This window comes from Sinomicrobium endophyticum (assembly GCF_052983315.1).
The window spans coordinates 518,086-540,648 of record NZ_JBRKIS010000025.1 but is presented as its reverse complement, the minus strand read 5'-3'; the positions used below and the strand labels follow the sequence as shown (position 1 = coordinate 540,648).

Sequence of the window (22,563 nt, the reverse complement as noted above, 5' to 3'; positions counted from 1 at the left end):
CCCGATAATCATCGGGATGCCGGGTAAAATGGACACTCGTTAAAAACGAGCCCCAATGGGGGCGCCTATGACAAGTAACCATACTTCGTTAAACTTTTATCCCCGCTCTTTTTTAAAATTTGCGCATCAACAGCCCATTTCAGATCTCTGCTTGCTGTGGCCGGGCTGATCGCCTTAAAATGGTTCAGGTAATCTTTACGACTAAATGTCTCTTTACCGGTCTTTGTTTTAAATAGCTCTATTCTATCTTCGGTAGTAAGTGTCCTGTTTTGTGACTGGAGAAGATGTTCCAGGGCCTGTTGGAGCATGTTTAGCATAAACTCAATAAAGGGCGTAGAATTCCCTATTTTATCCGAATGCCCCAGTACTTTATAATAAGCTGCCTGGTTTTCTTTAATGAGCAATTCTACCGGAAGAAACTCAAACACAGGGTATTGTTGCATTAATATCAGGGTTTGCCATAACCTACCCATTCTGCCATTTCCATCAAGAAACGGGTGTATGTATTCAAACTCATAATGAAAGACACAGCTTTTTATGAGCAGTAAATCCTCATCCTCCTTTAAATATACCATAAGGTCATTCATTAAACCCCTTACCATATCCCCGCCGGGAGCCATATGTTTTAGTTCTGATCCTTTAACAATGCCTACATTTTTGGTTCGTAGTTTCCCCGGGGTGTCCACCAGTCCTTTCATCAAAATACCGTGTGCCAGCTCCAGGTCCTGTAGTTTATTCGGATTAAATTCATGCAGTTTTTCATACACTTTAATAGCATTCTGCACCTCAAGCAAATCCTTTTTAGGGGCGATTACACGTTTATGGTTCAATAATGCGGTAATCTGTTCTTCTGTGAGGGTATTGCCTTCTATCTGTAACGAGGATTGAATGGTTTGAATACGACTCTTTTTGCGCAATGCCGTAGGAGGTTTATACAGATGTGCCGCATTGATTTCGCCCAGTTTTTCTGAAATAGCCGCTACTAATCTTAAGATTGCAGGTGTTATTTGATAGGGTGGTTTTGACATGATAGTATCATTTGATAGTATCAAAGATAAATTATAAGTTATCATTTAGATATAAACCAGGAGAAAATTCTGCACTATTACATATTTCTTGGCGCTGCGAGTGCCCCTTTCCGGGGTGGCACCCCTGCTCCGAGTGTCTCGGACTTCGCAGTCTACTACAGGTCAATAACAGGCCAAGGCATCAAGCCGCGCTATGAGGGAACATCCAACACTATGTTCCGGAGCATTAGCCTTATTTTTTGTAACGTTAAGTTTATCTCAACCGGCCCTCGTTTGAGCCTGCCGGAAACGAGAGCCCATTGTATCGTGCGTTTACTTCGTTAAACTCAGCACAGGTGTAACACGCCATAAAAAGGCATTACTCCACTGAAACGGGATTTTGCTTCGACTATAAGTGCATTCAAAAAAGAAATTGGCACATAAGGGCGTAAAAGTTATATTTGGACAACTTAATGTTTAAAGCACAATAAAACATGCCCGAATCCCAAAACACGGAATACAAACTCGCCTGGAGGGACGAATACCTGAAGTGGATATGTGGTTTTGCCAATGCTAACGGCGGAAAGTTGTATATCGGTATCGATGATAATGGAAAGGTAGCGGGTATAGACAACCACCGTGAATTACTGGAACAGCTCCCCAATAAATTCAGGGATGTCCTCGGGGTATTTGCCGAAGTAAATTTGCTTGATGAAGATGGCAGCTATTACATTGAGATTATTATCTCCCGATATGATGTACCTATTTCTCTCCGGGGTAAATACTATGTCCGTACCGGAAGCACCTTGCAGGAACTGAAAGGTGCTGCCTTAAATGAATTTATCCTGAAACGCACCGGGAAAACATGGGACGATATTCCGGTTGAATCAGCTACTTTGAAGGATATTGACGAAAGAGCCATAGCATTTTTCATCAGAAGGGCCATGAGAAATAAGCGGCTTGCACCAGATGCAGCTGAAGAAGATCCTGAAACACTTCTAAATAATTTACATCTTCTTGACAATAATGGCAAATTGAAGAATGCTGCTCTGTTGCTGTTTGGAAAAGACCCAAAAAAGTATTTTACTTCCGCTTATTTTAAAATTGGGCGATTTGGCCAATCGGATGCCGACCTTAAATTTCAGGACGTTATAGAAGGAAGCCTGATAGAAATGGCAGACAAGGTTATGGAAATACTCCAAAGTAAGTATCTGGTGTCTCCTATTCGATATGAAGGTATGCAACGTATCGAAGAATTGGAATATCCCGAACCGGCTCTTCGGGAAGCTATCCTAAATGCAATAGTCCACAAAGATTATAAAGGCTCAACCATTCAACTCAGTGTATACGACGATAAATTGATACTATGGAACGCCGGCCTATTACCGGATGAGTTGAATATTGAAATGTTAAAAGGGAAGCACCCCTCCCACCCGCGTAACAAGACAATTGCAGAGATTTTTTTTAAAGCAGGATACATCGAAACATGGGGAAGAGGTATTTCTATGATAATGGATACCTGTCGTGAAGCGGGGCTCCCGGAACCTACAATCGAAGAAACTGCCGGAGGGATACAAGTCACTTTTCTGAAGAACATTTTTTCGGAGGATTACCTAAGGCAATTAGGGTTAAATGAAAGACAAATAAGAGCCGTAGAATATGTAAAAAAGGAAGGAAGTATTAATAATTCTGTCTATCAGCAAATAAATAATGTGGGGAAGACCACAGCTACAGAGGATCTTCAGTCACTGGTAGAAAAAGGTATTCTCAAACAATCTGGCAGTAAAGGAAGGGGAACAAAATACGGACTTGGATAATTGGCCGGTAATTGGCCGAATTGGCCGGTAATTGCACATATTATACAAGACCCCGGCGGCTATTAGTCGGATTTTTTGTTTTTTATAAGGCTCTGTCATGTTTATAAAATCTCATATCCGAAAGATGAATGATATATAATGACAACCCAATATGTTGCGCTCCCAACTGATTTTTCATTTGAGTGAAACGCAAACGAGGAGCCTATCATAAAAAGGACCTCACTGTCAAAAAAGAATTTTCGGCATGTCCAAACAATAACTAAAAAAAGATAAATTAGGTAGTGCTTTATAATTAAAGCTGTGAGTGTAGAAAATCAGCTGTGTCTTTAAGTCCTTGCTTTCTTAAAATATCAAGAACTTCAAATTCACTTAAATCCGGATTCCTTCTATTTAAAACTAATTGCTTGAATGCTTTTACGGCTTGGTCCGTATTTAAATCAATAATATCAGTCAAAAAATCATCCGCTGTTTTAGCAACTAAACCAAAAGAGGCTAAATAATCTCCGGGAAAATCTTTAGTGTTATTGGTGACTATTACATTTGCATTAGTCTTTATGGCAGCAGCCAAGACATGGCAGTCTTTCGCATCTGGTAGACTTAAATTATGTATCAATCCCGTATAATTTGTTACTAAAGCATCGGGAAAAGCCAAATTTGCTTTTTTTACTCTTTTTGAAGCTTCTTCCTCACTTACACCTTTACGCTTCATAACATCTTTCCATTCATCAAAAATATGCTCACTCCATTTAGGAGTATACATATCATAATATGCAAACCAAAAAAGCAAATCTCTTATCTCTATTGGATAAATAACGTTAGTATCCAGAACACATATGAATCTAATGCTGTGAATCATACAACCCTAATTCTTCGTCAGACTTCATAATATCAATAATGTGTTGCTTCTGACTCTTTTTCATTGCTCTTTTATATTTCATTACATCTTCAAACCGGACTCTCCTATGTTTTCCGAGTTTAGTGTACTCAATCTCTCCGTCCTCAAGTAATTTAACTAAATGAGGCCTTGAACATCCTAAAATTTCAGCAGCTTTTTGAGTCGTTACCTCGGTGGCGACCGGGACAAGAGAAAATGGTTTTCCTTGACTCATAGCTTTTAAAATTTCACCCAAAAGCTTTAGTGCACTCAATGGAATCTTAATTCTTTCTTGGGTCTCTTCGATTTCAATCTCTGGATTTTCAGATTTTAATTGCTCTATAACGGATGCTAAAGCCTGATAGGACTCTATTGCTAACTTTTGTTCGTCCTTTGAAGGTCTGTTTATTTTCTTAATTGGTTCCATAATTATTGTGAATTGCTTTCCATATTACAAAAATAAACGAAATAAACGAAACAGCGTCGTAAACTAATGTTAATTAAAAATATCCCCTCCGGTCCTCGTTTTAACGAACTCTACGAATGCCTCTGAATTCGCAGCCTATTGCACATTAATGACCACCCAATATGTTGCGCTTCTTTCAGAGAAATTTTCAAAAGCGGTGCTACATAACGTTGAACCGCATTTTTGTAACTCGTTTAAAGCTTTTTCATTGACCAGGTCTTTGCAGCGATAAATGAAATAAGACTTATGAGAAATTGAAATACACCCCAGAGAGGAGGTATCCCTGTCTGCCTTTATCCACAGCCAGACCGCCCCGACAGAAGTGACAGGACATTTTTTCTTATCCTTTATGTTGAATCCCACAGTTATCCCCGAAAAAGTTGTTGTCATAATGTGAGTAGCAAATCCATACAGTTTTGCAACGCAGGATTGCGATTGCCCGCCTTCCAGACCATGGAGAGCACGGCCCGCTGTTCTATGTTCGCCATCTCGATAAACTTCACCTTCATTTGAAAACCGTGTTGCAGGGTGGTGGGCACAATGGCAATGCCCAATTTGTTCTCCACCAATTTAAAAATAGTCTGTGCATGAACGGATTTATGCGAAACATTAGGAGCAAAACCGGCATCCTCACAAATGCTCAGCACCGTATCATAGTAAGCGGGGCTATAATCTTGTGCGAACAAAATAAAATCCTCCTTTGCCACTTGGTTGATATTCCTAAAATTAACCCCGTCCAAAGGATGATCCGCTGGCAGTACCAGGGAAAATGTATCTTCAAAAACCGGCCTTACCTGAAGTCCTTTCGGCACCCGGGACAACCGCACAAAACCAATGTCCAGACGATCTGCCATAATCGCATGAATCTGTGCCTGGTTGGAAAGTTCTTCCAAAGTCGTATGTACCAAAGGATATTTTTCCTTTAAGCCCAGTAGCAATTCCGGAACCACATTTTGCATGGCAGAGCCCAAAAACCCGATCCGGACCTCGCCCAAATGGCCGTTGCCGATCAGTTTCAGTTGTTTTTTGGTCTGTTCCAGGTGGTTCAGGATGAATTCCACTTCCTTTTTTAAAAATTCCCCGGCCGGGGTAAGGCGCACTTTCTTTTTGTCCCGCACAAAAAGTTGGGTCCCCAGAATTTCTTCCATCTGCCTGATCTGCGTACTCAGCCCGGGTTGCGAAATAAAGAGCTTTTCTGCAGCTTTCCGAAAATGGAGTTCTTCGGCAACGGCCAGAAAATAGATAAAGTGACGGAGTTCAATTTGATAATTCATAGTTACTAAATATTACAAATATAAGTATTGGCGATTATTAAACCTAAATGGTAATTTTGTGACAAATAGATTTTGATTATGTCAACACCGTATACCTTTCATTTTGGCGAACACCATTTGACCGCCCGGATCGCGCTGGACATTGCCAATGGATCCGCTAAGGGCATTCTTTCCGACGAGTGCCTGAAAAAAGTCAATACCAGTCAACAAAGGGTGCAACGGATTGTGGAAAAGGGAAACACGGTCTATGGCATCAATACAGGCTTTGGTCCTTTGTGCAATACCAAAATATCCAAAGAAGACACCAGGATCCTTCAATCCAACATTTTGCAAAGCCATAGTGTTGGGGTGGGCAGCCCCATTTCCAGGCAATTGGCCAAACTGATGATGGTCCTGAAAATCCATGCCCTGGCCAAAGGATATTCCGGTATTGCCGAAAGCACATTGCAGCGTATGCTCTGGCATTTGCAGAATGATGCCATCCCCGTAGTGCCCAGTCAGGGTTCAGTGGGTGCTTCGGGAGATCTGGCCCCGCTTTCCCATTTGTTCCTTCCCCTGATCGGGTTGGGTAAAGTGGAATACCAGGGAAAGACTATTTCCACCCGGGAACTTTTCCAAAAATCCGGATTGGAACCCCTGGAACTGGGTCCTAAAGAAGGACTTGCCCTGATCAACGGCACACAATTTATCGCGGCCCATGGTATCCTGGTCGTGGAAAAACTACAGCATTGCCTAAAGCATGCCGATATTATCGGAGCCATGATGATCGAGGGGCTACAGGGCTCCATGAAGCCCTTTTTTGCAGAACTGCACCAACTCCGCCCCTTTAAAGGCAACCAACATGTAGCGGGCAGGATCCGTACCCTGCTCCAAGGTTCCGAAATCCTGGAAGACCATATCGATTGCGAACGGGTGCAGGACCCCTACTCCCTTCGTTGTATTCCCCAGGTACACGGAGCCTCCAGAAATGCCTGGCTCCATTTGAAGGAACTACTGGAAATCGAACTCAACTCGGTAACGGACAACCCTGTCATCCTAGATGATGAACTGACCATCAGCGGTGGAAATTTCCATGGACAGCCCTTGGCCATGGCTTTGGATTATGCTGCTCTTGCCGCTTCCGAACTGGGCAACATTTCCGATCGAAGAATCTACCTCTCCCTTGAAGGCAACAGTCCCGGTGTACCCAAATTGTTGATGAAAGATACCGGGATCAATTCCGGCTACATGATTTTACAATACACTACGGCTGCTTTGGCCAGTGAGAACAAGAGTCTTTGTTTTCCCGCCAGCGCCGACAGCATCCCCACATCCCTGGGACAGGAAGACCATGTGAGCATGGGATCTATCAGCGGCAGAAAAGCACTGCAGATCATTGAAAATGTCGAAAAAATATTAGCCATTGAATTGCTCACCGCCGCACAGGCTTTTGAATACCGAAAACCCTTAAAATCGGGTATTCTGCTGGATGAAATCCATAAATTCATACGCACCAGGGTCTCTTTTGCGGAAAATGACCGTGTTTTTTCAGACGATATCGAAAAAGGGATCGAGATCATCCAAAACAACGAAATCATCCGTTTGGTGGACGAAGTCATGAAGGAAAAAAACCTTCACTGGAACACGCCACATCTTTCGGCATTTGAAACATACTAGCATGAAACCACTTTTAATAGGACCATTTACCCAATTGCTCCCGATGACAGGCCTGCCATTAAAAGGTGCCTTGAAAGATGAACAATTGCCCATTATTGAAAACGGGGGCATTTTGGTTTCCGGAGGAAAAATCCTGAAAGTCGGGGCATTTGACGATTTAAAATCCACCGGTTCGGATATTCACCATATAGAAGGCAAAAATGTTTGCTTACCGGGCTTTGTGGATTCCCATACCCACATCTGCTTTGCAGGGAGCCGCGCCAGGGATTACGCCCTCAGAAATGCCGGGAAAACCTACCTGGAGATTGCCAGGGCCGGGGGAGGTATCTGGGATACCGTGACCCGGACCCGAAAAGCTTCACAGGAAGATTTGGTGAAAGGAATTATATCCAGAAGTGAAAAACATCTCAAAAACGGTGTCACCACCATTGAAGTGAAAAGTGGCTACGGTCTTTCGGTGGAGGAAGAGCTAAAAATGCTCCGTGCCATCAAACTGGCCAATGAAACCATCAACGCATCCCTGGTTCCGACCTGTTTGGCGGCCCACATAAAACCCAAGGATTGGAACCGGGATACAAAATATTTGGATGAGATCATCGCTTCCTTGTTTCCCATCATAAAAATGGAAAACCTGGCCCATCGTGTCGATGCTTTTGTTGAAGAGAGTGCTTTTTCGCCCGGGGAAATCAAACTGTATTTCCGAAAAGCCAGGGAAATGGGGTTCGATATTACCGTTCATGCGGACCAATTTACCCCCGGAGGGAGCCAGGTGGCAGTTGAATTCGGCGCCGTGAGCGCCGACCATTTGGAAGCCAGCACCGAAAAAGAAATCCAACTGCTAGCAAAAAGCAATACCATCGCTACCGCATTGCCAGGAGCATCCATAGGTTTGGGGTGCGCCTATACCCCTGCCCGAAAAATTCTGGATGCAGGTGGGGCTTTGGCCATTGCCAGTGACCACAACCCCGGGTCTGCCCCTATGGGCGACCTGTTGACCCAGGCCAGTATTTTGGGTACTTTTGAAAAACTGTCCAATACCGAGGTACTGGCAGGTATTACTTTTAGGGCAGCTGCCGCATTGCGATTATCTGATCGGGGAAAACTGGAATCCGGCACCTGGGCCGATTTTGTGGTTTTCCCAACGGAAAATTACCAGGAAATCCCCTATAACCAAGGGCAACTAAAACCTCGTGAGGTCTGGAAAAAAGGAGGCCCCACCCATTAAAACGATTAATCATGACCGATACATTGACTGATTTTCAAAAACAAATCCTTCAAGGAATTCCAAAGGAACTTCCGCCTGGAAAACCATATCCAAAAAATGGCAATCCCGCTCCCAAACGGAAGGATATTCTTTCCAGGGAAGAGAAAAAACTGGCCGTACAAAATGCATTGCGCTATTTTCCCGAAGCCTGGCACAAAGAACTCGCTTTGGAGTTTGCCGAAGAATTGAAAACCTGTGGAAGGATTTATATGCACCGGTTCAAACCGGATTATGATATATATGCACGTGCCATTTCGGACTACCCGGCCAAAACACAACAGGCCGCGGCCATCATGCTCATGATCCAGAACAACCTTGACCCCGCCGTGGCACAACATCCCGAAGAATTAATCACTTACGGAGGCAATGGGGCTGTTTTTCAAAACTGGGCGCAGTACCTGCTCACCATGAAATATCTCGCGGAAATGACCGGGGAGCAGACCCTGCATATGTACTCGGGCCATCCGATGGGCCTTTTTCCATCGTCCGAAGAAGCGCCAAGGGTCGTAGTCACCAATGGGATGATGGTTCCCAACTATTCCAAGCCTGATGACTGGGAAAAATTCAATGCGTTAGGCGTCACGCAATACGGGCAAATGACGGCAGGTTCCTATATGTACATTGGCCCGCAAGGGATTGTGCATGGAACGGCCATTACCGTAATGAACGCCTTCCGAAAGGTGTTGGGTAAAGATAAATCGCCCGAAGGGAAAGTATTCCTGACTGCCGGACTTGGCGGAATGAGCGGTGCCCAACCCAAAGCGGGAAACATTGCCGGGTGTATCACCGTATGCGCCGAAGTGAATCCGGAAGCGGCCAGAAAAAGGCATGAACAGGGCTGGGTAGATGAACTTTTGGCAGATATCCAGTTATTGACCGTAAGGGTAAAAGAAGCCATTGCAAACCAAAAAACAGTCTCTCTGGCCTACATTGGCAATGTGGTGGATGTTTGGGAACGTTTTTATGAGGAGGACATCTTTGTCCATTTGGGATCCGACCAAACCTCTTTACACAATCCGTGGGCAGGCGGGTATTATCCCGCTGGCCTTTCTTTTGAAGAATCCAATACCCTGATGGTGAAAAATCCGGAAGCTTTCAAGGAAAAGGTGCAGGAATCTCTCAGAAGACATATCAGCGCCATCAACAAACACACCGCAAAAGGCACCTATTTTTTTGATTATGGCAATGCCTTTTTATTGGAAGTTTCCCGTGCCGGTGGCGATGTAATGGCCGAGAACCAAATCGATTTCAAATATCCTTCCTATGTACAGGATATTTTGGGACCCATGTGTTTCGATTACGGTTTCGGACCCTTCCGTTGGGTATGTACTTCGGGGAATCCGCAAGATCTTCAAAAAACCGATGCCATTGCCCTTGAGGTCATGAAAAGCATCAAGGCCGAAGCCCCGGAGGAGATCCGGCAACAGATGCAGGACAACATCAAATGGATATCCGAAGCGGAACAGAACAAATTGGTGGTAGGGTCACAGGCCCGTATCCTCTATGCCGATACCGAGGGAAGGAGCAAGATCGCCGATGCCTTCAACACTGCCATTGCCCGAGGGGAAATCAGTGCTCCCGTGGTCATGGGCAGGGACCACCATGATGTGGGCGGCACCGATTCCCCTTTTCGGGAAACCAGCAATATATACGATGGCAGCAAGTTCACTGCCGATATGGCTATCCACAATGTTATCGGTGACAGTTTCAGGGGTGCCACATGGGTATCCATACACAATGGTGGCGGTGTAGGATGGGGAGAAGTGATCAACGGTGGTTTCGGATTGGTACTGGATGGTTCCGCAGAGGCTTCCGACCGATTGAAAAAGATGTTGTTCTTCGATGTGAACAACGGTATTTCGCGAAGAAGCTGGGCACGGAACAAGGAAGCGTTGTTTGCCATTCAACGGGAAATGAAACGGACTCCGGATTTAAGAGTAACGTTGCCCAATATGGTTGAACCCGGTATTTTGAACGATCTTTTTTAATGCCATAAAACCGTACGAAGCCCCAAATCAACACCTATGGACCGGCAGAACCTCCAACCAGGGGGTGTACCTCCATGAAAAGGTACGCTGCACACCTTTGGCGGAAATTCCCCCCGCCCAAAAAAAATCCATCACCCTGTTGGGCTACGCCTGCGACGAAGGGGTGCGGAGAAACCAGGGCCGGGTCAGGCCAGATGCCATTAAAAGCAGTTTTGGCAATAGCCCAACCATCTGGCCAGTGATGTGCTGTTACACGATGCAGGATCGATTACTTGCCAAAATGGTGACATAGAAGCCGCACAGAAAGCACTTGCCGAAACGGTTGCAACCCTTTTGGTAAACAAACAGTTCCCCATTGTTTCGGGTGGCGGACACGATATGGCCTACGGCCACTACCTCGGGATCAAAAGATATTCGGATGCAAAAAAAGAGGGCCAAACCATCGGTATCATCAATTTTGATGCGCATTTTGACCTTCGGAAAAATACCGATTCAACTGGTCCTCGTTTGAGCAAAGCGGAAACGAGGACCCATTGTATAACGCGTTTGTAACGCGCATGAAAGGACATTACTCCCGATAATCATCGGGATGCCGGATAAAATAGCCCCCCGTTAAACGAGCGACAGTGGGGAGAGCGGGTTTTTAACATAGAATGCAGAGCCCGGAACACTTCGTTGAGCGGGGTATGTTTTACTCAATAAGTTAACCATTTTCAAAAACAACTATTCACAAAAAACACAATACATTGAATACCCAACACCCCCACTTCCTGCTTCGTGCTCCATCCTTCATGCTTCCCGTTTCCCCTCCCCCCAACGCCACAACTATAACACCAGCACTGCGAAGCTGGTTTTACTCTATTTCTTTCCTCCATCTTAACAAGTCCTTTCCCGGGCGTTGCAAACGCCCTGAACGATAGGCACTCGTTTCCGCTTTGCTCAAACGAGCACCAGCGGGGTTGCCCGGGACTGCCAAAAGGAAAACATCGATTTCAATTACCTCTGTCTCGGTATCCGAAAAGATGCCAATGACGGGAAGCTTTTTCATTGACCTGATCTTTAGCAGCGACCCTTGAAGTAAGGCCTGTAAGAAATTGAGATACACCTTGGAGTAGCAGTTTTGATTTTTTTATTGAAGGGTGGGACTGTGAAGTTACAAATCTTCGCAGAAGCGGGTTAAGACAAAATATGCTTTACAGTCTCAATAAATTTGTCCATTTCCACATTGTTCAGTGAAGCAAATCCAATCCTCACCCCATTGAATCTTTCGATAAAAATATTATCGGTTTCAAGTAAATAACCTTGTTTTAAAAGTTTATCAGGCAAGGTTTTTAATACCTCTTTTTTTTTGAAAGTTACCCAGACCGACATTCCTCCTTCAGGTTTTATGAAACTCAAGTGCCCTGAAAGATTATTTTGCAGCAAAGAACAAAAATAATCCCTGCGATGCTTATATATCCTGACTGTTTTTTTTAAATGCCGGTTCAAATCCCCGGACTTTATAAATTGGCTTACCGCTCTTTCCAATAAGGGGTCGCCCTGCCTGTCAATGATCCTTCGCAGTTTATTAGCGGCTTCCATGATCTCTTTAGGTGCAACAAAATAACCCACACGTACGGATGGGGAGAGACATTTACTAAAAGAACCTATATAGATCACACGTCCGTCCTTACTTAAACTTGCCAGGGGCAATAGCGGGCTATTGTCGTAATGCAAATCATAGTCATAATCATCTTCCAATATGTAAAAATCATGTTTTATGGCCAGTTGTAACAATTCGATACGGCGTTTGGGAGACAGCCTGACCGTTGTCGGATAATGATGATGGGGGGTGATGTACAGCAATTTGACTTTTTTCTTTTTACAAACCTCGGCCACTTCGTCCACATCGATACCTTCGCTATCTACCGGCACATGGACTACCTTAGCCCCCGAATGATTAATAATATTGTCAACTATCTGATAACCTGGTAAACTTGTAATGCAATAATCCCCTTTTTTTAAAAGCACAGTTATTGTGATATAGATCGCCATCTGGCTCCCCCTCGTTATAAAAATGTTCTGATGATTGGTCACTATTCCCCTCGTAGTATGCAGGTACGATTTTAGGGTCATTCTCAGATCAAGATCTCCCTCAATATGATTGTATTTCAACAACGCACTAAAAGCATTTTTGGAAAGAATAGACCGATGATATCCGTACAGCGTATGCAACGGCGATAACCTTACATCGGGAACGCCATCGTCAATCAGGCGAAAAGTGTTGTAATCCAGGTATAAAGATTCAAGGAAGGGCAGCTTATTGACTTTATGGTCCGTTTCCCCTGTCACTTCCCCGAAATCCGTATGTTGCAATGGTTTATATTTTAATTTGGGCAAATTATTGGATACGAAAGTGCCTTTGTATTCATAACTTTCCACCCATCCCTGGCTGGATAGTTCTTCAATAGCAGCGGTAACCGTTTTACGGTTTAAACTCAATAAATTTCCAAGCACCCTGGCCCCGGGCAATTTTTGTCCGGGGAAAAGATGTCCGTCATGAATCGATTTAATTATGGCATCTGTTAGCTGCAAGTAGATCGGTTTAGTTGATTCCCTGCTAAACTTTAATATCGATTTCCATGGAAACATATACAGCCATTTTCAGGTCCTTGATCTGGCCCAGTTACAATGTAAAAAGTGTACCACTAAGATAGTCGAATATAATAATATTTTTATTACGAAAAACAAGATATACCTCAACAGTGGTCTTAAATCCCATGACAAGGGTCCCGTGGTCATATAACCGTACACATATGGGGCCTCTCTGGTTTTTAGATGGTAAAACAGTTCTTTTTAATCGATATATCCCTTTAAAATAAAAAATAAATGAAACACTGTAATACACATATCGCAATCGTATTTTTATTAATTCTACCCGGTATTTTTATACATGCCCCTGCACAATCTATAATAACAAAAGAGGGCCTGGTTAATGCCACCATCGACACAGATGGCACATTAAGAATCACACCCTCTGAAACTTCTTCTCAACATGATTTTGACTTTTTTGAAGGTAATTGGAAAATCCATAACAAAAAACTCAAAACACGACTGAACAACAGCACGGAATGGATTGAATACGATGGGACCAACAAAGACAAAAAGATATTGAACGGGATCGGCCATACCAATAACAATCGTTCCGTTATTGATGGTAAAGCATACGAAGGCATAGGCCTTACCCTCTTTAATCCGAAAACAAAACTCTGGAGTATTTACTGGGCAAGCAGCAAAAATGGTGTACTTGATAAAGATAATCCTGTCGTAGGGTCTTTTGAAGGTAACATCGGCACTTTTTATGCCCGGGACACTTTTAATGGCAAACCTGTTATCGTTATGGCAAGGTGGGACAAAACTGATCCGGATAAAGCCATCTGGAGCCAGGCCTTTTCCGAAGACAACGGAAAAACATGGGAATGGAACTGGTACATGTACGAAGACCGAGTGGTTGAAAATGAAAAAGAGCTCCGGGAAAAACTGCTGACATTTGACACAAAAATCCCTATTCCCGATCTTTCGTTTGATAAAAACGGAGAACTTATCATTAAAGCATCCGAAACATCTTCTCACGACGACTTCGATGTGCTGACAGGCAAGTGGAAGATGTACCACAAAAAACTTAAGTCCAGGTTGAGCAACAATAACGAATGGATTTACCTGGAATCTGTTGATATCAACTATGGGACCATATTACAGGGCATCGGCAATACAGATTTGTATAGGGCAACCTTTGATGGCGAACCTTTTGAAGGGTTTACGTTACGGTTATTCAACCCCGAAACAAAACTGTGGAGTTTGTATTGGGTAGCAAGCAATTCCGGTGTACTGGACCCGCCGGTTGTCGGTTCGTTTAACAATGATATCGGACATTTTTTCGGGAAAGATACTTTCAATGGAAGAGATATCGTTATGGTATTCCGCTGGGATATGCGCGACAGGCATCACCCCGTATGGAGCCAGGCCTTTTCCGAAGACAACGGGAAAACATGGGAATGGAACTGGATTAATGTTTCGTATAAAATGGAGTAAAGAAAGTATATATATGTCAGCAAATTAATGAACAGGCCACAAAAGCGGGGATCTTGGTCATCCGTTATTCCGGGCCTTCCCCTGTTCTCCGAAGTTTGCAACTCCGGCGGGCGGCTTTTACGTCCTGCCCCATATAGATGCCTATTTTTTTCTTCCTACGTTTGTTCGTCTTGTTTTTCACTACATAAACGCCGTCCAGGCCTTCAATTTTAACTTCTGTGTTGTGATCAAGGCCCATCTTTATCAAATCAAACGAACGCCCAGTCGAGTAGAAGGCTCCTCCAACTGGTCCTCGTTTGAGCCCTGCGGAAACGTGGATATTTCGTCGATACTGACCCCCGTGCCAGGGATGTTGCCCCCTGGACAAGAGTCAGGTTTGCTCGATGTATCCACTAAATCCCTCGCCCTTAAGCCAAGTCAACTATTCCATTATTTCTACGGCAATGGAAAGCCGCCGGTGGTGGGAGTATAATCGGTGAGAGAATTAAAAAGTTTACTCCAACTAAACGAGGTTGAAAAGATTAGATTTTTGGGTTTTTATAGGTTTGAAATTAGTGAGTTGGAAGAAGAAGAAAAAGGGTTAGATAGCCTTCAATTTATAGCTTATAATATCATACAAAAAAAGCAATATTGCTTTAGGATACAGGATTAAATATCTTTTTATAAGTTTAGGTTCGTCTATCATCCGGTATAACCAGCGTAAATTATATTTATTATAAAAATCGGGGTAGTAATTAATTCCTTTAGCCGTCTGGTGAATAAAACCTCCACAAGTATATCCTGTGCCTTTCCATCCGGTATTTTTCAAGTCAATAAGAAATTGCTCCTGATGAGGTGTCCCCATACCTACTACCACAACATCGGGATTGAGTTTAGTTATATGTTTTAAACTATTTTCTCTTTCTGTCTTATCTGTGAAATAACCGTTTCTGTATCCAATGATATTTAATCCGGGGAAGGCACCTTCTATTACTTTAATAAACTGCTGGATTGCTTCTTCCGTGGAGCCAATAAAATAGATTTTCTTGTTCTTTGTAATGCATTCATTGAAAACAATCGGGGCCAGGGAAGTCATATCGAAACTGGATCTGTTTACCTTGATTCCTGTCAACTTTAACATATAGATCAATCCAATGCCATCAATATACAAATTATCAAACCTTCGGAATAAGTGAATATTTTTTCTGTAAAACAGATAACTGTAGAGGTTTATAAATATTATGAGTCTATCAGTATTATGATTCCTTTCCTTAACACTATTCTTAAGCACTTCTATTCCAGACATATTTGCATTTATAACGTTTGCGGTCTACTATCTGCTAATTTATCTCTATTCAGAAATAGTAATGCATTAAAGAAAAATGCAAAAAACATAAGTCCATGATGTCTTTCAAGGAATGACTCAATAATAAAGATATACAACAATATCAAACAGAAACCTATAGTAAGCAACTTTGCTTCCTTATTGATGGGGCGATAGAGCAAAATAAATAACAAAGATATGATTCCGGATAAAAGAACAATCCCTCCTCCAATCAGATATTGAAAGTATTGATTATGGGCATTATATTTATTTTGATATTCCCAGGAAGTACTTTTTCTTGCATTTTGCATTGTTTCCATTTCTTTTCCGATCCCGTGACCGAAAAATGGCATCTGAATAACAATCTCTTTGTTGATATTATAATTTCTCATTCTCGATCCTTCTCCATCTATTTTCTGAAAGACATCTTGTACTGGCTTAAAAGATAGACCTATCATTAGAATAAGTGGTGTAAGAAAAGTAAAAAAGACCAAGGTTGTGTATCCTTTTTTCCATACTTTTTTTGCTGCCAAAAGAACATTTAATAAAATAAAGACAAGTATTCCACTAACAGCCCCAGTATAAAGAAACAATATCACTGATAGAGAAGTCACAAGAATATAAGTATTAAGACCAATGATTTTTTTGCTAAAACAATCAACCGTTATCAAGTATGCCATATTAATGTATACGGCATAATAAATTTTATCGATATCTATAATGGAAAAGGTCTGCCAAGTATTAAAAAATCCTGAATAGCCATTATTCACCATCTCCACTCCAAAAGCTATTAAATTTATCGTTCCAACAACAAAAACCCCCAACACAAACGCGAGGAAAGCCTTATTAATATTTATCGCTTTGAAATCAGATTGAGAGATCATCAAACAAAAAATTAAACATAAACCCGTCAGTTTGAATATTGAAGCACTAAATGTTCCGGATAAAAATAACATATTGAGTACTGCATATACTGTCAATGCTGTCAGTACCTTTAAAACATTGTCTTCGGAAAGCTGCTTCCTGTTGGGTTTTAAATTAAGTATAAAGACTATAACAAGGAAAATTAACGCTTTACTGCTCCAGTCGGGGGCAAAGCTCAGGCTAAAAAGAAACATAGATAGTGAAAAGCCATAAATGTCGTGTTTTGTAATATTTCCCATTTTTTTATATTTAACCGGAAATCTCCAGCTGTGCTTCTTCCTCTTCTAAATCCCTTTGTCCACTTCGGTCAATTATCAGATAAAAGCTTATGCCCAACGCGAAATAAACACTATTAAAAGACGAAACCGACAGGCCATTTAGCAATGCTATACCCACGATCACAAGTGCCTGCTTTCTCTCAAACCCCGATAGGGTAATAACGAAATAAACAAATACCGATATTAGTATAAAACCAATAATTCCATGATCGTAAATGGCTCTTAAAATATATGAATGGAAAATAACCGAATAGCACGAACCGTCGCCACTATAACTAAATAAACTCTGATAATATCCTAATTTACTACATGCTTCGGCACTTAAAGCTGTAATTCTGTCGGCGCCGAACAAATAATTTATAATACTCCATTCCCTGATTTCATCCACAAATACCATAAGAAATTTAAACCGGTCTGTTTTCTCTATATCTAGTGCCCCTCCCATTCTGTGCTTAAATATTGCTACAACCGATATTATCAACAAAATGAAAGTAGGAATTATAATATAAATTCTTTTTATTAATACTTGATAATTGACAATCCCCAAAATGAACAATAATATTAATAAGCCCGATTTGGACCCGGACATTAAAAAAATCGCAGAAAGGAGAAATTGATGTATAAATCCTACTTTCTTTTCTATGATATAGTACATATAGAATAACAGGGAGAGAAACATCAATTCATAATTATTCTCGTAAAACAGGATGGGGCGGGGGTTGTTAAAAATAAACAACGTAACGAAATATTTTATAAAAAAGACCCCGATTAGGAACTTATAAAACCATAAGAATTGCTTAACCGTTAAAAAGCGCTTATTTATTAAGAACGAAAAGAAAATCGCATATATAAAAAACTTGTAGATCATCAGAAAATCGAAAACATTCGCGCCCTTGAGGAGAACAGCATAACAAAAGCTAAGCAATAAATAGAGTAAGCAGAGAAGAAAGGGAATAAATATCCTTCCGTGAATGCTCCTGGAACGAATAATTACCATGAAAGCCAGGAATACTTCAAGATAACCGTTGTAGAATCCCGTATAGGAGAAAGTGAGTAATGCACAGCCTACTACGATATAAAGTGTTATAAACAATCCTTTACTCAACATTCCCTTCTTTCATTATTGCTTTAAAGAATGACATTCTTTCCTTTTCGATATAATCTACATCTATATATTCCTTTACATCGTCATGTGTGATTGTAAAATCCTGACATTTCACTAAAAATGCTCTTACTTTTTCTACCGCCTCCAGTATACCCGACTCCTTGTTTTCGAGCCTGAGAACCCATTCGGGATAACCTTTCCGTTCAAAGGCGGTATCTTTATACGGAAGGATTACCGGCTTACAGCAGGCCATATACTCCCTCACTTTCAGGGGGCAGGCTTCTTCCATCTTATTTCTATAAAATGCAAGCGAAGCAATAGTCGCAGTTGCCCTTTTAAACAATGGGAGGTATTCTGTTTTTTTCAGGTATCCGTAAAAATTGACATTATCTGAAAAACCGGAAGAAAATTCCGTTTCTGAAATACCGATAATATCAAACTGCACTTCCGGCATTTTTGCTGCAAGATCAATAAGAATATCTACACCATGCCAAGGCATTCCAGGTGAACCGATAAATAAAATTCTCTGTTCCTTTTCTTCAGCCCTACATTCCTCATATTTACTTATGTTTATTGAATTAGGAAAAACCTCAACCGGGAGTTTTTTGTATCTCTTCGCTATCTCATAAGTAACAGAAGCAATGCCCGAAACTTCATTCATCGCCAGATTATTAGTGAATAAAAAATAAACATATCTCAAAAAGTACCTGAAGTTTTGAGAAGATTGCACCCTATACTCCGAATACATATCAGTATTGACTTCTACAATAAGATTATTTTCCTTTCCAACCTTTCTGTAGAAAGGCTGATAATGGGTATTTCTTGTGTAAACTATATCCGGTTGAAACTTTTTTAAATCATCAAGCACCTTCGTAAAGACAGATTTCATCCTTAACCAATCTTTTAGAAAATCGACCGGGATAGGTCCAATTTCTCTTACGTAATATATTTCAATGATGTTTTTTTCATAAAAGTTTTTGAGGGTCGTATCGTGAATGGAATATCCTTTATTAGGTGTTATCAGGAATATTTTTACCTGAGCCCCCTGTTTTAACCATGCACTGACCTGAGATTCAACCTTGTTTAAAATACCTCCATATTTTTCTATGTTAATTGGAAGTAAATAAGCTACTTTCACTATAAATCCGAATTAAGGTTTCTATTATTTCGTTCGCTGCGTCTCCTTTCCCGTACAACGCTTCATTCTGCACAATCTGATAACCCATTTTTTTACCAGCTATTTCCTTTAATTTACCCAAATCCCGTACCAACTCATTATATCCTTTTTCTACGAGCTCCACCCATTCCGTTTCATTTCGTAAAGTTATACATGGCACTTTATGAAAGTAAGCCTCTTTTTGTACCCCTCCTGAATCTGTAATAATTAACCCGGCACATTTTTCCAGTTCAACCATATCAATATATCCCACAGGATCAATAAATTGTATATTTGTTTTCCCGAAATTAAAATTTATCCTTTTCAAAGCCTCTTTTGTTCGGGGATGTAAGGGAAGCACCACCTTTTGTTCTTTTGACAAAGCCTCCAGGTTATCAAATATCTCTGTCAACCTATCATCGTCATCCGTGTTTTCGGCCCTGTGTATTGTACATAAAACATATTCTTTTCCCTCCAATCTCTCCTGTTGTACAACAGTTCCTCTCTCATCGGAAATCGCGCCGTAATACAGGGCTGCATCATACATTACATCTCCCACCATTTTAATTTTTAAATCTGATATTCCCTCTTTTTCCAGATTCCTGATGGCATCTGCAGTTGGTGTGAACAAAACATCTGCCAGATGGTCGGTAAGTATTCGGTTCTGTTCTTCCGGCATTTTCTTATTAAATGACCTTAAACCCGCCTCTACATGGGCCAGAGGTATGTGGAGCTTGGAAGCCGCCAATGCTCCCGCCAAAGTAGAATTAGTATCACCGTAAACTAAAACCCAATCGGGTTTTTCTTGTAACAATACCTCTTCAATCTTAATTAACATCTGGCCCGTTTGATAGCCGTGACTTCCTCCACCAATACCCAAATGATAGTCCGGTTTAGGAATGTTCATTTCTTCAAAAAAAACATCCGACATATTTGCGTCGAAATGTTGTCCCGTATGAACAATTATTTCTGTAATATCAGAGCGTTCTTTAATAACTCTGGATATTGTAGCTGCCTTTATAAATTGCGGCCTTGCACCTAAAACAGTCAATATTTTCATCTGAAATATATTTATACTAAACTTTTTATTTTTTTGCCTTAAAAAATATATAAGGGTTTCCTATCCCGACCCTTTACCTTCCCTTTTTAGTACATCCCATAGCGATCTCAAAAAGAAAATATAACCAAATATTAATAAATACGTTGTGATATGCAGAAATTGTTCAATTTTCAGATTTAAAAACACCGTAACAAGAATTGACAATACGGTTAGTCCGAACAAGATAGAATTGTTAACCAAAGTAACTTTTTCCTTTTCATAAACAACATTACTTAGTGTTAAAGGACTGACAACAAATCGAGTAAATATCAATGGAAGAATAATTTTCCCATACTTTCCGGCTATTGTCCAGTTTTCACCAAAAAAAAACTTAAACAACGGGACTATAAAAAAGAACATCGGGACAAAAACAATCAAACCAACTATAAAAAGCTTAATAAGAGTTTTGATAAAAGTTTTTTCCGCTTCTTTAAAATTATCCTTTTTCTCTGCAAGTTGTTGAAAAAATACTTGTCCAACTGCTGTACCAATCAAATTCATAGGAGCTGTTATATATTTATAAGAAAAGGAATAAAACCCCGTTTCAACTACACTAAAGTTTTTAGAAATGAACAGCACAGGTATTTGTAATGATACTGTATTGAATAGAATACTGGGCAAACTGTGCTTGGGAAAAATCTTAAATCTCTTTAAAAAAAACATAAAATCAGCATATTTAAATTCTTTGATGCAATGTTTTTCCTTAAAAAACAACCGAAGCATTCTCACGTTCCCTGCAATATGCGAAATTATATATCCTAATATCAATCCTCCATTAAAATTTTTTAAAACACTTAATCCCGTTTGCAAAGTAACCTCTCCAGTGGATTTATAGATTTTAGAAATTGCTACCGTTTTAAACTCCTTTTTTTTTAAACTATAATAATTCAGACAGTTATAAATACTTATCAACAGAACACTTAAAGGTACGAGAAACAACCAGAATCTAATTTTTTCATCTCCTAATAAGGTTGCTATACTTTCGCTAAAGAAAATTACACATATCAATACCATTGTTGAAAAAATAACAGAGATAATCATTGATAACAATGTAGTGTATACAATTTCTTTATCCTTGTCCGGTAACATTATAGCCATTTCATATCTCGCCGTAGATACTGTAACTAAAGTCTGTACAATCGCCATGTAAATTGCTAAAAGCCCAAAATCCTGAGGTGTATAAATCCTTGATAAAACAGGTGCTATAACAAACGGGATAATTTGGGCAAATGTAGTCCCTGAAACCAGAGTAATAACATTCTTTGTAAACTCTGATTTACCCAATAATTCTTTAATTTTCTTAAATAGTATCAATTTGAACCAATGCAATTAAAGAAATGGATGACATTCTCCACGAGATCCTATCGGAACAGTATTTCTAATACCATGCACAATTTCAATAGCTGTCCTGGCCGCTTCCAGACCATACCCTTTGCCTTCCAGTATATCTTTATACACCATAGTATGTAAATCCGTAAAGCCTCCGCTAAATTCCAGTTCCTCACCATCTATAGTAATAGACCTGAAGATGGTTTGCCCTTTTGCTTTAATATCCTTCGGTAAATACTTTGCGTTTATGGATAAGAACCACCGTACCCGGGCATTTTCAAATTCCAGATATCCTGCTGCCCGATCGTGTTCATGGACATGAACTATATTTTCTTGTATATCTCCAAAGATCCACGACAACATATCGTAAAAGTGAACACCAATATTTGTAGCAATTCCCCCGGATTTATTCACATCTCCTTTCCAGGATGTATAATACCAGTGTCCTCTGGATGTCAGATAGGTCAAGTCAACTTCAAACTTCCTGTCTCTTGGGGCATTTTTTACTTTTTCCTTTAATGCAATAATACTAGGATGAACTCTTAATTGAAGAATATTATAGACTTTCTTCCCTGTTTTTTCCTCAACTTTTTGAAGCTTATCTATGTTCCAGGGATTTAATACCAAAGGCTTTTCACAAATTGCATCTGCTCCACTCCGCAAAGCAAAACGGATATGTGCGTCATGCAAATAATTTGGAGAGCATATGCTCACATAGTCCAGATAGGTATTATTCTCGTATTTTAACTTCTCTATATGCCTGTCAAACCGTTCAAATTCGACAAAGAAATCGGCCTTAGGAAAATAAGAATCAATAACACCTACACTATCACTCCGATCCAGGGCTGCTAACAAATTATTCCCGGTTTCTTTAATAGCTTTCATGTGTCTCGGAGCTATATAGCCTGCCGCTCCTACCAATGCAAAATTCTTCATGTAAAAGGGTATAATA

19 protein-coding genes are annotated in these 22,563 nt (G+C 40.7%); 6 read left to right on the top strand and 13 right to left on the bottom strand.

Features of this window, described 5'->3' with window-relative positions; translation table 11 throughout:
* Positions 1–65 precede the first annotated feature (65 nt).
* Positions 66–1,028 carry a Fic family protein gene (locus ACVBDU_RS10805; protein WP_447179760.1) on the bottom strand — a complete coding sequence of 321 codons (963 nt, stop codon included), beginning with the start codon at positions 1,026–1,028 and terminating at the stop codon, positions 66–68.
* Between the two features lie 473 nt (positions 1,029–1,501).
* On the opposite strand from ACVBDU_RS10805, the gene ACVBDU_RS10800 reads away from it, so the two are divergent.
* Entirely contained in the window at positions 1,502–2,824 is a 1,323-nt protein-coding gene (locus ACVBDU_RS10800; protein WP_447179759.1) for an ATP-binding protein, read from the top strand.
* Positions 2,825–3,116: 292 nt separating this feature from the next.
* Here ACVBDU_RS10800 and ACVBDU_RS10795 read toward each other — a convergent pair whose 3' ends face one another.
* From ACVBDU_RS10795 to ACVBDU_RS10785, 3 genes are all read right to left on the bottom strand, one after another.
* Positions 3,117–3,680, bottom strand: a complete 564-nt coding sequence (locus tag ACVBDU_RS10795; protein ID WP_447179758.1) for a PIN domain-containing protein — start codon at positions 3,678–3,680, stop codon at positions 3,117–3,119.
* On the bottom strand, positions 3,664–4,125 hold the full coding sequence (locus ACVBDU_RS10790; protein ID WP_447179757.1) for a helix-turn-helix domain-containing protein: 462 nt from the start codon (positions 4,123–4,125) through the stop codon (positions 3,664–3,666). The genes ACVBDU_RS10795 and ACVBDU_RS10790 overlap by 17 nt, the downstream gene beginning before the upstream one ends.
* Before the next feature lie 425 nt (positions 4,126–4,550).
* Positions 4,551–5,438, bottom strand: a complete 888-nt coding sequence (locus ACVBDU_RS10785) for a LysR family transcriptional regulator (protein ID WP_447179756.1) — start codon at positions 5,436–5,438, stop codon at positions 4,551–4,553.
* A gap of 78 nt (positions 5,439–5,516) precedes the next feature.
* Here ACVBDU_RS10785 and hutH point away from each other — a divergent pair, with 78 nt between their 5' ends.
* The 4 genes from hutH to ACVBDU_RS10765 all read left to right on the top strand — a co-directional run bounded on the left by hutH (position 5,517) and on the right by ACVBDU_RS10765 (position 10,898).
* Positions 5,517–7,094: a histidine ammonia-lyase gene (gene hutH / locus ACVBDU_RS10780; RefSeq protein ID WP_447179755.1), complete on the top strand. Its 1,578-nt coding sequence runs from the start codon at positions 5,517–5,519 to the stop codon at positions 7,092–7,094.
* 1 nt (position 7,095) lies between these two features.
* A complete protein-coding gene (gene hutI, locus ACVBDU_RS10775; protein ID WP_447179754.1) occupies positions 7,096–8,319 on the top strand; it encodes an imidazolonepropionase in 1,224 nt (407 codons plus the stop codon).
* Between the two features lie 11 nt (positions 8,320–8,330).
* A complete protein-coding gene (gene hutU / locus ACVBDU_RS10770) occupies positions 8,331–10,346 on the top strand; it encodes a urocanate hydratase (RefSeq protein ID WP_447179753.1) in 2,016 nt (671 codons plus the stop codon).
* Between the two features lie 243 nt (positions 10,347–10,589).
* On the top strand, positions 10,590–10,898 hold the full coding sequence (locus tag ACVBDU_RS10765) for an arginase family protein (RefSeq protein WP_447179752.1): 309 nt from the start codon (positions 10,590–10,592) through the stop codon (positions 10,896–10,898).
* A 301-nt stretch (positions 10,899–11,199) separates the two neighbouring features.
* On the opposite strand, the gene ACVBDU_RS10760 is transcribed toward ACVBDU_RS10765, so the two are convergent.
* Together ACVBDU_RS10760 and pdxR are read right to left on the bottom strand one after the other, a co-directional pair.
* Positions 11,200–11,394 carry a hypothetical protein gene (locus ACVBDU_RS10760; protein ID WP_447179751.1) on the bottom strand — a complete coding sequence of 65 codons (195 nt, stop codon included), beginning with the start codon at positions 11,392–11,394 and terminating at the stop codon, positions 11,200–11,202.
* Positions 11,395–11,522: 128 nt separating this feature from the next.
* Positions 11,523–12,920, bottom strand: coding sequence for a MocR-like pyridoxine biosynthesis transcription factor PdxR (gene pdxR / locus ACVBDU_RS10755; RefSeq protein WP_447179750.1), 1,398 nt, complete (start codon positions 12,918–12,920; stop codon positions 11,523–11,525).
* A gap of 294 nt (positions 12,921–13,214) precedes the next feature.
* On the opposite strand from pdxR, the gene ACVBDU_RS10750 reads away from it, so the two are divergent.
* Positions 13,215–14,417, top strand: coding sequence for a hypothetical protein (locus tag ACVBDU_RS10750; protein WP_447179749.1), 1,203 nt, complete (start codon positions 13,215–13,217; stop codon positions 14,415–14,417).
* A 580-nt stretch (positions 14,418–14,997) separates the two neighbouring features.
* Here ACVBDU_RS10750 and ACVBDU_RS10745 read toward each other — a convergent pair.
* From ACVBDU_RS10745 to ACVBDU_RS10715, 7 genes are all read right to left on the bottom strand, one after another.
* On the bottom strand, positions 14,998–15,702 hold the full coding sequence (locus tag ACVBDU_RS10745) for a WecB/TagA/CpsF family glycosyltransferase (protein ID WP_447179748.1): 705 nt from the start codon (positions 15,700–15,702) through the stop codon (positions 14,998–15,000).
* A gap of 8 nt (positions 15,703–15,710) precedes the next feature.
* Positions 15,711–16,883, bottom strand: coding sequence for an O-antigen ligase family protein (locus ACVBDU_RS10740; RefSeq protein ID WP_447179747.1), 1,173 nt, complete (start codon positions 16,881–16,883; stop codon positions 15,711–15,713).
* A gap of 10 nt (positions 16,884–16,893) precedes the next feature.
* Positions 16,894–17,367: a hypothetical protein gene (locus ACVBDU_RS10735; protein ID WP_447179746.1), complete on the bottom strand. Its 474-nt coding sequence runs from the start codon at positions 17,365–17,367 to the stop codon at positions 16,894–16,896.
* A 652-nt stretch (positions 17,368–18,019) separates the two neighbouring features.
* The gene (locus tag ACVBDU_RS10730; protein WP_447179745.1) at positions 18,020–19,165 is read right to left on the bottom strand and encodes a glycosyltransferase; all 1,146 of its coding nucleotides are present in this window, start codon (positions 19,163–19,165) and stop codon (positions 18,020–18,022) included.
* Positions 19,137–20,243, bottom strand: a complete 1,107-nt coding sequence (wecB, locus tag ACVBDU_RS10725) for a non-hydrolyzing UDP-N-acetylglucosamine 2-epimerase (protein WP_447179744.1) — start codon at positions 20,241–20,243, stop codon at positions 19,137–19,139. Before wecB ends, ACVBDU_RS10730 begins: the two co-directional genes overlap by 29 nt.
* Positions 20,244–20,303: 60 nt before the next feature.
* Positions 20,304–21,566: a lipopolysaccharide biosynthesis protein gene (locus tag ACVBDU_RS10720; RefSeq protein WP_447179743.1), complete on the bottom strand. Its 1,263-nt coding sequence runs from the start codon at positions 21,564–21,566 to the stop codon at positions 20,304–20,306.
* A 45-nt stretch (positions 21,567–21,611) separates the two neighbouring features.
* Positions 21,612–22,547, bottom strand: coding sequence for a Gfo/Idh/MocA family protein (locus ACVBDU_RS10715; RefSeq protein ID WP_447179742.1), 936 nt, complete (start codon positions 22,545–22,547; stop codon positions 21,612–21,614).
* Between the last annotated feature and the right edge of the window lie 16 nt (positions 22,548–22,563).

Excerpts from the sequence above, each read along its gene's own strand:
- ACVBDU_RS10805 (WP_447179760.1), bottom strand. The coding sequence starts at position 1,028 with ATGTCAAAACCACCCTATCAAATAACACCTGCAATCTTAAGATTAGTA.
- ACVBDU_RS10800 (WP_447179759.1), top strand. The coding sequence starts at position 1,502 with ATGCCCGAATCCCAAAACACGGAATACAAACTCGCCTGGAGGGACGAA.
- ACVBDU_RS10795 (WP_447179758.1), bottom strand. The coding sequence starts at position 3,680 with ATGATTCACAGCATTAGATTCATATGTGTTCTGGATACTAACGTTATT.
- ACVBDU_RS10790 (WP_447179757.1), bottom strand. The coding sequence starts at position 4,125 with ATGGAACCAATTAAGAAAATAAACAGACCTTCAAAGGACGAACAAAAG.
- ACVBDU_RS10785 (WP_447179756.1), bottom strand. The coding sequence starts at position 5,438 with ATGAATTATCAAATTGAACTCCGTCACTTTATCTATTTTCTGGCCGTT.
- hutH (WP_447179755.1), top strand. The coding sequence starts at position 5,517 with ATGTCAACACCGTATACCTTTCATTTTGGCGAACACCATTTGACCGCC.
- hutI (WP_447179754.1), top strand. The coding sequence starts at position 7,096 with ATGAAACCACTTTTAATAGGACCATTTACCCAATTGCTCCCGATGACA.
- hutU (WP_447179753.1), top strand. The coding sequence starts at position 8,331 with ATGACCGATACATTGACTGATTTTCAAAAACAAATCCTTCAAGGAATT.
- ACVBDU_RS10760 (WP_447179751.1), bottom strand. The coding sequence starts at position 11,394 with ATGAAAAAGCTTCCCGTCATTGGCATCTTTTCGGATACCGAGACAGAG.
- ACVBDU_RS10750 (WP_447179749.1), top strand. The coding sequence starts at position 13,215 with ATGAAACACTGTAATACACATATCGCAATCGTATTTTTATTAATTCTA.
- ACVBDU_RS10745 (WP_447179748.1), bottom strand. The coding sequence starts at position 15,702 with ATGTCTGGAATAGAAGTGCTTAAGAATAGTGTTAAGGAAAGGAATCAT.
- ACVBDU_RS10740 (WP_447179747.1), bottom strand. The coding sequence starts at position 16,883 with ATGGGAAATATTACAAAACACGACATTTATGGCTTTTCACTATCTATG.
- ACVBDU_RS10735 (WP_447179746.1), bottom strand. The coding sequence starts at position 17,367 with ATGGGAGGGGCACTAGATATAGAGAAAACAGACCGGTTTAAATTTCTT.
- wecB (WP_447179744.1), bottom strand. The coding sequence starts at position 20,243 with ATGAAAATATTGACTGTTTTAGGTGCAAGGCCGCAATTTATAAAGGCA.
- ACVBDU_RS10715 (WP_447179742.1), bottom strand. The coding sequence starts at position 22,547 with ATGAAGAATTTTGCATTGGTAGGAGCGGCAGGCTATATAGCTCCGAGA.